This is a genomic window from Actinoplanes oryzae (assembly GCF_030757795.1).
Taxonomy (GTDB): Bacteria; Actinomycetota; Actinomycetes; order Mycobacteriales; family Micromonosporaceae; genus Actinoplanes.
The window spans coordinates 17,798-29,561 of sequence record NZ_JAUQWH010000012.1 but is presented as its reverse complement, the minus strand read 5'-3'; the positions used below and the strand labels follow the sequence as shown (position 1 = coordinate 29,561).

Here is an 11,764-nt window from a genome sequence, read left to right as displayed (position 1 = left end):
CGGCTGGCGAAGAGCAGACGCGCGGGCGAGGCGAAGGCGAAGCGTGGCGACCGCTGGTGGCGCCTTCAACCCGACAGCACCCGCGAGACGGACTTCGTCTTCCGACTGGAATTTGATGCCGCGATGAGCGACAGTGACTTGAGTGGGGCGGGCAGACTCTTGTCCAGGGCAGCCAAATCGTTGACGCTTACCACCATGGCGCGCCAGGATCGCGATCGGGCCGAGGCGCTTCTCGATGACTGCCGACTCCGTCTGCGCGCTGCGAGGAAGAATCGTCGCGGGGCCGCATCGGTTGGCACATCCCGGTCTGCCTCGGAGGCCGGTGGCACTCGTCACCAGAGCGCCGGAAAACCGACAACCGTGCAGCAACGGAAATGTGCCCAATGCGGCCGCCTTTACCGGCCGCCGCGGGGGGATTCGGGCCGGCTCTGCTGCGAAGTCTGCCACCGGGCGCCCGGCGAATCTGTGCGCGCCGTATCGGGCGGGCTGCCGACGCTCGGCCGACGCTGACCTCCGGTCAAGGGGTAGAAGGCCATGACCCGCCCCGAGCTGCGCGGGAAACACGTCCTCGTGCCCGGCATGCGCTGGCGCGGCGCCGTTGCCCTAGCCGAGCGCGTCGGACAGGGCCGTGGTGGCCGGTGAGGTCACCGCGGCCGGGCGGTCGCGCAGCACGTCCCACGCCGCCTTGCCGCTCGCGAAGTAGTCCCGCACCCACTTCTCCGCGAGCAGCCGCGCCCCGCAGCCCGTGCAGTCCGCCTTCACGCCGTCCACGTCCAGGTCGAGCTGCCGGCACACGGTCACCGCCCGGGACAGGTGATAGGCCTGCGTGACGATCAGCGCCGACCGCACGCCGTAGACGTCACGGGCGCGGCGGCAGCTGTCGTACGTGTCGAGGCCGTGCGGGTCGGCCACCACCCGCGCCGGATCGATGCCCAGTTCCCCGGTCAGATAGCCGGTCATCGCGGCGGTCTCGTCGCCCGACTCCCCGCCGCCGTCGCCCGACACCAGGATCGCCCGGGCCCGGCCGCCGGTCACCAGCGCCGCGGCGGTGCGCAGCCGGCCGGCGAGACGCGCTTCGGGCGTACGCCGGTCCGCCCCCACCTGCGTCCCCAGCACGATCACCACGTCCCTGGCCGGCGCGTCCGCGGCGTCGTGGACGTGGCCCCACGCGGCGCCGGTCGTCCACAGCCACGGCACGCTGACCAGCACCACCAGGGCCATCACCGCGAGAATCAGTCGGCGACGCACGCGCCGGGTCACCCGCACGAGAGCAGCCCGGCGCGGTCCTTGACACGCAGGACGTGGCTGGCGGCGTCCTTCAGGCGCAGGGCGAAATCCTCGTCCTTGCCCGCCCGCTCGGTCAGCGCCTCCGCCATCGGCTTCGCGTCCTCGGGCCGGATCGTCAGGGCGAGGTCGCCGCCGGCCGCGATGAAGCGGACCGCGCGCTCGCCGACCGGGGCGATGGCGGCGGCGTCCGCGGCGCCCAGGTCGTCGGACATGACCAGGCCCCGGAAGCCGAGCTTCTCGCGGAGGAGACCGGTGATGATCGGCTCCGAGTAGGCGGCGATCGTCTCCTGGTCGAGCCGCGGGTAGCGGGCCGAGGACATCATCACCGCGGCGGAGCCGGCCTCGATGCCCGCGCGGAACGGCTCGAGGTAGGGGTCGTCCGCGGTGGTGTGGGCGTCGATGACGTCGGCGGTCACGTCGGTGTTCGCGCGCACGCGGCCCAGCCCCGGGAAGTGCTTGAGGACCGTGAGCACGCCCGCGTCCTGGGAGGCGGGGACGGCCGTGCGGATGGCCGCCGCGACCTTGGCGGGCTGGGAGCCGTACTGCCGGCGGAAGGCGCCGATGGGCGGGTTGGCCTCGGCGATGTCGGCGGGCACGGTGTCGGCGACCGGGGCCAGGTTGAGGGTGATGCCGATGGCGGCCAGGCGGCGGGCGCTGCCGCTGACCGTGTCGCGCAGCTCGGTGGCGGAGCGGGCGCCCAGGCGCTGCGCCGACGGCAGGATCGGGAAGTCGTCGCCCTTGAGGGTCTGGACGCTGCCGCCCTCCTGGTCCAGCGAGACGAGCGGCGGGACCGCCCCTCCCGACCTGGTCAGGGCCGCGATGTCGGCGCGCAGGGCGGTGGCGGAGCGGGTGCTGCGGCCGGCCAGGAAGACGCCGCCGAGGTGCAGGCGGGTGAGGTCGCCCGTGATCTCCCGCGGGGCGGCGACGGGGGTGCCGATCATCAGCACCTGACCGGCCTGCTCGGGCACCGACATGCCGCCCAGGATCCGGCCCACGCAGTCCGGCGCGGCCGAGGACGGCGTCAAGGACGGCGAAGGTGACGAAACGGGCGAGGGGACGGCCGAAGGAGCAGCCGCCGGGGCGGCGGCGCGCGGCGAGCACGCCCCGGCCAGCAGCAGGACGGGGACGGCCAGAAGGCGAAGGACGGGACGCATCGCCCGCAACGCTATCCGACGCCCGCGACGACACCGGATCTTGAACTTCTCTCAACCCGGCGCACACCCCGCCGATGAGGCGGTCCTTCGCATCAACGGAAGGACCCATCGATGCGCCGCTTGTTGCTCGCCGCAGCCGTCCTCGTCGCCCTCCCGGCGGCCCTCCCCGCACCGGCCCTCGCCGCCCCGGCGAACAAGCCGCTGCCGCACACCGTCGGCGGCTACGTGCCGGCCGCCGGGCGTACGGTGCCGAAGGTCCGGGCGCTCGATGTGCTCCCGGACAGCGTCGACCTGCGGGCCGACGCCCCGGCCCCGGGCGACCAGGGGCAGATCGGCGCCTGCGTGGCCTGGACCGTCGGCTACAGCATCATGGGCTACTGGGCCAAGCACACCGGCGGCGCCGGCGCCCCGTACGCGCCGCTCTTCCTCTACATGCGCAACGTCGCCAAGGGCGGGGCGCCGTCCGCCGGGCTGGTCCCCGACTACGTGCTCGCCAACGCGCAGTCCGCGGGCATCGACACGCAGGACGACTACTGGCAGGGCACCACCAACTGGCAGGACGCCCCGAGCCAGGCGCAGATCGACAACGCGAAGAACTACCGGGTCAGCGGCTGGACGCGCCTCTTCAACGGCGCCAACCAGGGCGCCGGCGCGCAGGCCGCGGTCATGCAGTCGCTGGCGTCGGGCAACCCGGTGGCGCTGGGCATCCCGGTGTTCCGCGACTTCATGTACCTGCGGCAGCACTCGCTCTACACGACCACGACCGGCACGAACCTGGGCGGTCACATGATCGCCGTGTACGGCTACGACGCCCAGGGCGTCTACATCCGCAACTCGTGGGGCACCGGCTGGGGCAACGGCGGCGACGCGAAGCTCTCGTGGGCGTTCGTGACCAAGGCGGCCACCGGCGCGTACGCGGTCAGCGGCGTCACCACCCCGGCGCAGCCCACCGTCCCGATGCCCTCGGTGGCGGCCCTGTCGACGACCAAGGCGCCCGCGGGCACGTCGGTGACGATCACCGGGTCGAGCCTGGCGAGCGTGACGTCGGTCAAGTTCGGCGGCACCGAGGCGACGTTCCAGCCTCTGGTCGCCAACGGCGTCACCAAGCTGGTCGCCACCGCCCCGGCGCACGCCACGGGCCTCGTCGACGTCACGGTCACCAACGCGGCGGGCACCAGCGCGGCGGTCAAGACCAGCAAGTTCACGTACGTCCCGCCGGCGCCCGGCATCACCCGCCTCGACCCGGCGACCGTCACGGTCCTCGGCGGCCAGCCGGTCACCCTCGCGGGCTCCGACCTCGCCGGCGTCACCTCCGTCAAGGTGGGCACGGTCACCGCCCCGGCCACCAAGGTGACGGCGACATCGCTGACCTTCGCCGCCCCGGTTCGCCCGGCGGGCACCTACCCCGTCACGGTCACCAACGCGTGGGGCACCTCCAACCCCGCGGGCCAGCTCACGTACGTGCTCCCGCCCGCACCCGTCATCACGACGGTCACCCCGGCGAGCGGCCTCACCTACAAGTCCACGGCCGTGACCCTCACCGGCACCGACTTCGCCGGGGCGACGAAGATGACGCTCGACGGGCGTACCGTCGGCTTCACCAAGGTCTCCCCCACCCAGCTCAAGCTGACCCTCCCGGCCCACGCCGCGGGCGACGGCGCCCTGCAGGTCACCACCCCGGGCGGCACCAGCACCGCCGGCACGTTCACCTGGACGGCCCCGCCGGTCCCGGTCGTCACGGACATCGCCCCGGCCGGCGGCCTCACCTACGTCCGCACCCCGGTCGTCGTCACCGGCACCGGCTTCACCGACAGCACCAAGGTCACCCTCGCCGGCGTCACCGTCCCCTACACCAAGGTCTCGGACACCCAGCTCAAGCTGACCCTCCCGACCCGCGCCGCCGGCCCCGCCGACCTGCGGATCACCACCCCGGGCGGCACCTCCGCGGCGGGCACGCCCTTCACCTACGAGGCGCCGCCCGTCCCGGAGATCACCGGCCTGAGCGTGACAACCGCCTCCACCAAGTCGGCCACCACCGTCACCGTCACGGGCACCGGCCTGACCGGAGCGTCCAAGGTCCTGGTCGGCACGGCGTCCGTCGGCTTCACCAAGCTCTCCGACACCCAGCTCCGCGTGACGATCCCGCCGCGCGCCGCCACGACCACGACCATCGCGGTGGTCACCCCGGGCGGCACCAGCGCGGGCGTGCCCCTCACCTTCGCCTGACCCGGGTACGGGATCAGCGGCGGCCGTCCAGGGTGTGTGGCGGCCGCCGCTCCGCGTCCCGCGCCGGTCGCCCGTCCCCGCCAGGCTCGGCCGCCGCTAGCCGTCGAACTCATCCAGCCGGGCGGCAACCTTGTCCGCGTCCGGATGGCGCAGGTCGCGGAAGATCTCGAAGGCCTCCCGCCAGGCCCGGGCCGCTGCTGCGGGGCGGCCGAGGGCGCGGTGGTTGTCGCCGACGCACGTGAGAACGTCCGCCTCGTGCCAGCGGTCGCCGATCTCCCGGAAGAGCACGAGCGATCGTTCCCGGTACCGCAGGGCCTCCTCGTGCCGGCCGCAGAGCTGCTCGATGTGGCCCCGGCTGTCGAGCGCGGCGGCCATCCCGGAGCGGTACCCGGCGGCGGTGCAGTGGGTGAGCGCCTCGGCACACAACCGCCGCGCCTCCTCGTACTCACCGAGCTGGGCCCGGTAGAAGCCGAGCGCGTTGAGCGACGCGCCGATGCCGGCCTGGTGCCCGACGGAACGGTAGCGCTCGAGGCTCTCCGCGGCATCGCGGACCGCCGAGCGGAAGTCGCCGGCGTACTGGTACGTCAGGGCCCGGCCGAGCTGGGTGCGAGCCGCTCCGGGCAGGTCACCGAGCTCCTCGAAGAGCCGGGTCGCCCGGCCGAAGCTCGCGTACGCCTCCGGATCGCCCAGGCCGCGCTGAGCCCGCGCCAGGCAGCGCAGCGACTCGGCCTCGGCCGCGTGGTCGCCGAGCCGATGCGCGGCCCCGATCGCGGCCCGGAAGCAGGTGACAGCGTCCTCCCAGTGACCGCGCCGGTCGAGGAACTCGGTCAGAGACCAGGGCAGCTGCCAGGTGTGCCGGTCCCGGCCCGTGGCCGCGGCGATCGCGGCCGCGGCGAGCAGCGCCGGCAACTCCCGCTCGAACCAGGCCGAGGCCTCCGCCAGCGTGGCCGGCGCGGCGACTGTCACCCCGGCGACCGGCGATGCGGGCGGCGGACGCAGCGGCGCCCGGACCGGATTGATCACCAGCGCCGCCGCGTAGGCCGTGAGCAGGTAGTGGTCCAGCAGCCGGCCGATCGCCCCGGCCCGGTCGGCGGCGCTGTCGTGCTGGTGTGCGAGGCCGTACGCGTACACCCGGAGCAGGTCGTGGGCCGCGTACCGGCCCGGCGCGGGTTCGCTGAGCAGTTCCGCATCCCGCAGCTCCCCGATCAGCCGCGCCGTGTCGGCCACGGGCAGGCCGGCTGCGCTCGCGGCGGCGAGCAGCCCGAACTCCGCCACCGGATGCAGGCCCAGCAGCCGGAACAGCCGGGCAGCCGCCCCACTGACCTGCCGGTACGACCAAGAGAAGGCAGCGCTCAGCTCGCCCGAACCGTCCGTCGCCAGCGCGCCCGGACTGCCGCGCAACTCCGTCGCCAGCGCGCTCAATCCCAGCTCCGGCCGGATCGCGGCCCGGGCGGCGACAACGGCCAGGGCGAGCGGCAGGTTCGCGCAGCTCGCCACGATCTCGCCGACCGCGGCCGGCTCGGCGGCCACCCGATCCGCGCCGAGCCGGGCCTCGATCAGCTCCGTCGCCTCGGCGGTGCTCACGGGACCCACGCGGACGGGATGGGCGCCCGCGACCACCAGCGGGGCCAGGGCGGGCCGGCTGGTGATCAGGACCAGGCTTCCCGGCGTGCCGGGCAGCAATGGGCGCACCTGGCCCGCGTCCCGGGCGTTGTCGAGCAACAGCAGGACCCGGCGGCCGGAGAGGACCGTCCGCAGCAGTGCCGAGCGCCCGTCCACGTCGACCGGCATCCGCTGCGGCGGGACACCCACCGCGGTCAGCAGGGACCGGAGGCCGTCCGCCACGTCCAGCGGGCCGGCGTGCGGCTCGTACCCGCGCAGGTCCAGGTGGAGCTGGCCGTCCGGGAAGCGGTCGCGGGCCCGGTGCGCCCAGTGCAGGGCGAGGGTGGTCTTGCCCGCCCCGGCCGTGCCGAAGAGGGCGGCGACGACCGGCCCGGTCGGCTGCCGGGTCCGGTCCAGCAACCCGTCGAGGAACGCCAGCTGCCGGCTCCGGCCCCGGAAGCCGGCGAGGCCGGCCGGCAGCTGGCGGGGCACCGCGTCGTCCCGGCCCGCGCCGAGCCGGGGCAGCAGGGCGCCGGCGTCGCGGTCGAGCACGGCACGCTGCAGGCGACGCAGCTCCTCGCCGGGCTCCACGCCGAGCTCCCGGGCGAGGGCGTCGCGGGCGTCCCGATAGGCGGTCAGCGCTCCGCTCGTGTCCCCGGACCCGTACCGGGCGCGCATCAGCTGGGCATGCGTCCGCTCGCGCAGCGGCTCCTCCGCCAGCAGCGCGGTGGTCTCCATCGCGGCCCGGTCGTAGACGCCGGCGGCCAGCAGGGCCTCGGTGCGGTCGTCGAGGGCGCCGAGCCGTTCCTCGTGCAGCGCCACCCGCCACGCCGTGAGGACCGGGCCTCCGGACACGTCCGCGAGCGCCGGACCCCGCCAGACCGCCAGCGCGTCGTCGTAGGCGGCGAGCGCGGCGTCCAGGACACCCTCGCGGGCCGAGGCGCGTGCGGCGGTCATCCGTTCCCGGAACCAGCGCACGTCGAGCACTTCCGGCGGCACGTCGAGCCGGTAGCCGGGGCCGGTCCGGGCGATGGTCAGCCCCGGCGGCAGGACGCGGCGCAGATTGGCGGCGTACTGCCGCAGATTCGCCGCCGCCGACGCGGGCGGACGGTCGGGCCACAGCTCGTCCACCAGATCGTCGTCGGGCACCACCGTGCCGGCCCGGACCAGCAGCAACGCCAGCGCCGTCCGCTGCTTGCCGGCACCGAGCGCGATCCGGCCACCCGGCCCGTGCACCGTGAGCTCTCCCAGCATCGCCACCCGCACGTCTCCCCCAGACCCCGGCGACCCATCGACGAAGGTATCTGCTATGCGCAGAATATGCGGCCGCGCCGCATGCTCGGCGCATGAGAAAACTGATGAGTGCAGTGCTGGCCGGCGCGATCCTGACGGTCTCCGGCTCGCTTCTTGCGGGGCCGGCCCAGGCCGATCCCGGCACCGCCGACGGGGGCGTCAGTATCCAGGCCTACACGCCGCCGGCGGTGACGATCCGGCTGACCAACAAGGACGGCCGGGACGAGGAGTTCCGGGTGGAGAGCGGCCGGGTCGAGCACCGCTACGAGCGGACGGTCAACGGCACCTGGACAGGCTGGCTGGGCCTGGGGAGCCCGGCGGTGACCGGCGGCATCAGCGGCGCCGCCAACGCCGACGGCCGGCTGGAGGTCTTCGCACACCGCTCCGGCAACAACGACGCCATCCACATCTACCAGACGGCCCCGAACAGCGGATGGAGCAGCTGGTACAGCCTGAGCGGCGTGATCAGCACCAGCAAGCCAGGCGTCTGGACCCAGGTCAACAGCGGCGGCACGCTGGCGATCGCGGTCTGGGGCCCCGACTCGAGGTACCACTACAAGACCCAGCAGGCGCCCAACTGCTGCTGGACGACCACGTGGAGCTGACGGCCGGAGCACCGGAGGCGTGATCGCGGCCCGGGTCGGCTTGCCGACACCGGGCCTCGTATCTCCCGGGTGGCCGCGGCCATCTTCCTGTGTGGACGCGACCGAGGGGGACGCGTCCAGCCGCCCGCCCGCGGCGCCGGGCGGGCGGCGTCAATTCACGGCGGGAAGGTGCGCACCTTGAAGCGGCACAAGCGCGAGAACTACTACGTGGTCGGTGAGGGGATCCTGACCACGGACGGGAAGACCGGCATCTGCGAGCGCCCGTCGACCGAGGCGTCGCTGCGGAAGTTCCGGTTCTCCCGGGTGGGGCCCAAGGGGGAGGCCGTCGATCCGGGCCTGCTGGAGAAGGTCGCAACGGCGATGACCGCGGCGCCGACCGGGACGCCGCCGGTGCAGCCCGTGGCGGATCCGCCGGTGCCGGCCGGGTTCACCTATCTCGGGCAGTTCGTCGACCACGACCTGACCCTCGACAACACGGCGGCCGCGCTCGGCGACCGGGTGACGGTCAGCGAGCTGCTGCAGGGGCGGTCGCCCGCGCTCGACCTCGACTCGCTCTACGGGCGGGGGCCGGAGGACGCCGACGACGACCGGTTCTACGCGCCGGACAAGCTCAAGCTGCGCGTCGGGATCACCGCGGCGATCGACGGGGCCGGGACCAACATCAACCTCAACGGGTACGACCTGCCGCGCGTCACCCAGGGCTCGACCAAGGCGGAGCGGCAGCGGGCGCTGATCCCCGACGCCCGTAACGACGAGAACCTGGTCGTGGCGCAGACGCACCTGGCGTTCATCCGGTTCCACAACGCCGTCGTCGACCGGCTGGCCGACCAGGGCGTGCCGGGGCAGATCCTGTTCCGCCGGGCGCGCGGGCTCGTGGTGCGGCACTACCAGTGGATGCTGCGCACCGACTTCCTGCCCCGGCTCGTGGATCCCGCGATCGTGGAGGATGTGTTCACGACCGGGCGGAAGTTCTTCGAGATCCCCTACAGCGGCAACGACTCGGGGCCGTACCAGCACAGCAAGTCCGGGGACACGCCCACCATGCCGATCGAGTTCTCCGTGGCGGCGTACAGGCTGGGGCACAGCATGGTCCGGGCCGCGTACGACTGGAACCGCATCTTCGCCGGGCGGGCCGGGACGCTGGCGCTGCTGTTCACCTTCAGCGGCACGTCGGGCAACTTCGATCCGTTCGGGCCGGACCCGTCCGACCCGGAGACCGGCCTGTTCGAGCGGCTGCCCACCAACTGGGCGGTGGACTGGCGCCGGATGTACGACTTCGCGGAGGCGGGCCGGGCCGACCTCGCCCCGCCGGCCGGCGTCAACAACGCCCAGCGGATCGACACCCTGCTGGTCAACCCGCTGTCGACCCTGCCGAAGGGCTCCTTCGGGGGCGTCGGCACCAACCCGCCGCCGATCCAGCTCAACCTGGCCTTCCGCAACCTCGTGCGCGCCAACATGGTCAACCTGGCGAGCGGCCAGCAGTTCGCCAAGTTCCTGGGGCTCGAGCCGCTGACCCGCGAGCAGATCCTGGGCGGCGACCGCGGGGCCGTCCTCGACGCGCTGACCGACGAGGAGAAGACCGCGTTCGCGGAGCGTACGCCGCTGTGGTTCTACGTGCTGCGCGAGGCCGAGCTCAACGGCGGCCGGATGACCGGGGTGGGCGGCCGGATCGTGGCCGAGGTGTTCCACCGGGCGATGGAGGGCAGCCGCATCTCCATCGTGCGCGAGCCGGGCTGGCGGCCGTCGCTCGGGCCGGACGACCGGACGTTCCGGATGGTCGACCTGCTGCTGACCGCGTTCGAGGGGCGCAAGGAGCTGCTGGCGCCGCTCGGCGACGAGGCGCCCGCCGTGCCGGACCCGGCGCCCGCGGCCGACCCCGCGTCCGCGGCCGTGCCCGACCCGGCGACCGCGAACGCGACCGCGCAGAGCTAGCCGTCCGGCGGCCCGGAGCGCTTCCGGGCCGCCCGCGGCCGGTCGTCCGGCGGGCCGGGAGCAACGGCGCTTCCGGCCCGCCGGCATCTACTCGTCGTAGTGGGGCGCGTACCCTCGGAAGGTCTTTGGGGGTGCGGGCCCGGGGTCTGCCATCATGGCCGGGTGCTCGAGTCAGGTCGGATCATCCGCAGCGCTGTCGCCATCGTCGCCGTCGCCGCCTTCGCGGGCTGCTCGTCGGACGACGACCCCCCGGCGCCCGACACCACGGTGAGCGTCGACACCGTCCGCAACGCCCTGCTCAAGGCCGCCGACATCGGCCCCACCTGGGCGGCCCCGCAGGAGTCCGCGGCCCCCAACCAGCTGGTCAGCATCTGCGGCGCCGACACCGCCCCGGCCGGCATCCCGGGCAGCCCGCAGGTGGTCGCCGCACCGCTGTCCGACGAGGGCACCCAGGGCGTGCAGAGCCTGACCCAGTACGGCCTCGTCTACGAGGACGAGGTCAGCGCCACCACCGCCGTGGCCACCCTGCGTGCCGTCGCCGACGCCTGCCCGGCCAGCGCGCAGCGCCCCGCCAAGACCGGCGACCGCGAGGAGCCCGCCTTCACCGAGACGGCGGCCACCTCCAGCCTCGAGCAGGACGCCTGGCTCGGCTTCGTCACCACCCGCAACCGCCAGTACGACAAGGCCCACCCCGCCACCGCGGACACCGCCGTCGCCGTCCTGAGCCGCGCCAACGTCGTCCTCGTCGACCAGTACGCGATCTACCGCCTGGGCAAGTCCGACGCCAGCGCCAACCCCCAGTTCTCCGCCGACTGGCAGAAGCTCGTCGGCACCACCCTCAAGCGCGTCGGCTGAGGCGCGATGCCGTGACGGAGCCGGGAGCCGGCCCCCGTCACAGGGCGAGCGCCTCCTCGTAGGACATCTGCAGCGGCGCGGGGTCGACGGCCAGCAGGTGCAGCAGCTGGTGATGGCGGTCCTCGCCGCGCAGATCCGTGGCGGCCAGGACGGCGGTCAGTTTCGCCTCGTCGACCGGGGCGGCGGCCAGGGGCGCGAAGACCGCGGCGTCCGCTCCGTAGGGGCCGGACGGCACGGTGGCGCCCGGCGGGTAGGTGCGGCCCAGCCCGTCGAAGAGGATCTCGTTGTCGTTCTCGTCCCAGCCTTCCTCGACGATCGACTGCTCGCTCAGGTAGTCGTGCACCGACCGGCCGGCGCGGAAGACGCCGGCGACCAGGAGGTCCGAGTCGATCACGTCGAAGGTCGCGGCCACGGCGTCCGGGGCCCGGGTCAGGAGGCGGGCCAGGGCGGCCGTGTCGGCGTACCCCTCCTGCGGGCGCGGGACCACCGCCCAGCGCCCGGCGGCGACGGCCCGGACCACCGCCTCGCCGCCCGATGCCGTGACGGCCGCGCGGACGTCGCCGAGCTCGCCGGTCGCCAGCACGGTCTGATAGCTGCTGCCCATGGCCGCAGCATAGGTCCTGCCCCGCCGGCCACGACCGCCCGCACCGGACCCAGCCCCCGAGGCGCGGCGCGAGACCTGCGCCGGCCCGATCCCAGCGGCGCGAGACGTGCGCCGGCCCTCACCCCAGCGGCGCGAGAGGTGCGCCGGGCCGATCCCAGCGGCGCTGCGCCGGCCCGGCCCCCAGCCGCGCGGTGGGAGACCCGCGC

At 74.3% G+C, this 11,764-nt stretch carries 8 protein-coding genes; 4 read left to right on the top strand and 4 right to left on the bottom strand.

Annotated features, from left to right (window positions below):
• Window positions 1-603 precede the first annotated feature (603 nt).
• Window positions 604-1,248 carry a SanA/YdcF family protein gene (locus tag RBH18_RS06525; RefSeq protein WP_306205037.1) on the bottom strand — a complete coding sequence of 215 codons (645 nt, stop codon included), beginning with the start codon at window positions 1,246-1,248 and terminating at the stop codon, window positions 604-606.
• An 8-nt stretch (window positions 1,249-1,256) separates the two neighbouring features.
• Window positions 1,257-2,441 (bottom strand): glycoside hydrolase family 3 N-terminal domain-containing protein, encoded by a 1,185-nt coding sequence (locus RBH18_RS06520; protein WP_306205036.1) that lies wholly within the window; start codon window positions 2,439-2,441, stop codon window positions 1,257-1,259.
• A gap of 111 nt (window positions 2,442-2,552) precedes the next feature.
• Here RBH18_RS06520 and RBH18_RS06515 point away from each other — a divergent pair, with 111 nt between their 5' ends.
• Window positions 2,553-4,667 (top strand): IPT/TIG domain-containing protein, encoded by a 2,115-nt coding sequence (locus RBH18_RS06515; protein ID WP_306205035.1) that lies wholly within the window; start codon window positions 2,553-2,555, stop codon window positions 4,665-4,667.
• A 96-nt stretch (window positions 4,668-4,763) separates the two neighbouring features.
• On the opposite strand, the gene RBH18_RS06510 is transcribed toward RBH18_RS06515, so the two are convergent.
• Window positions 4,764-7,523 (bottom strand): AfsR/SARP family transcriptional regulator, encoded by a 2,760-nt coding sequence (locus RBH18_RS06510; protein WP_306205096.1) that lies wholly within the window; start codon window positions 7,521-7,523, stop codon window positions 4,764-4,766.
• A gap of 92 nt (window positions 7,524-7,615) precedes the next feature.
• Here RBH18_RS06510 and RBH18_RS06505 point away from each other — a divergent pair, with 92 nt between their 5' ends.
• The 3 genes from RBH18_RS06505 (at window position 7,616) to RBH18_RS06495 (ending at window position 10,954) form a co-directional block, all read left to right on the top strand.
• Window positions 7,616-8,167 carry a hypothetical protein gene (locus RBH18_RS06505; protein ID WP_306205034.1) on the top strand — a complete coding sequence of 184 codons (552 nt, stop codon included), beginning with the start codon at window positions 7,616-7,618 and terminating at the stop codon, window positions 8,165-8,167.
• 177 nt (window positions 8,168-8,344) lie between these two features.
• Entirely contained in the window at window positions 8,345-10,099 is a 1,755-nt protein-coding gene (locus RBH18_RS06500; RefSeq protein WP_306205033.1) for a peroxidase family protein, read from the top strand.
• Window positions 10,100-10,261: 162 nt separating this feature from the next.
• On the top strand, window positions 10,262-10,954 hold the full coding sequence (locus tag RBH18_RS06495; RefSeq protein WP_306205032.1) for a hypothetical protein: 693 nt from the start codon (window positions 10,262-10,264) through the stop codon (window positions 10,952-10,954).
• A 37-nt stretch (window positions 10,955-10,991) separates the two neighbouring features.
• Here the strand turns inward: RBH18_RS06495 and RBH18_RS06490 are convergent, their stop codons facing one another.
• On the bottom strand, window positions 10,992-11,558 hold the full coding sequence (locus RBH18_RS06490; protein WP_306205031.1) for a hypothetical protein: 567 nt from the start codon (window positions 11,556-11,558) through the stop codon (window positions 10,992-10,994).
• Window positions 11,559-11,764: the final 206 nt, after the last annotated feature.

Coding starts and splice junctions, on each gene's coding strand:
- RBH18_RS06505 (WP_306205034.1), top strand. CDS start 7,616: ATGAGAAAACTGATGAGTGCAGTGCTGGCCGGCGCGATCCTGACGGTC.
- RBH18_RS06510 (WP_306205096.1), bottom strand. CDS start 7,523: ATGCTGGGAGAGCTCACGGTGCACGGGCCGGGTGGCCGGATCGCGCTC.
- RBH18_RS06515 (WP_306205035.1), top strand. CDS start 2,553: ATGCGCCGCTTGTTGCTCGCCGCAGCCGTCCTCGTCGCCCTCCCGGCG.
- RBH18_RS06520 (WP_306205036.1), bottom strand. CDS start 2,441: ATGCGTCCCGTCCTTCGCCTTCTGGCCGTCCCCGTCCTGCTGCTGGCC.
- RBH18_RS06490 (WP_306205031.1), bottom strand. CDS start 11,558: ATGGGCAGCAGCTATCAGACCGTGCTGGCGACCGGCGAGCTCGGCGAC.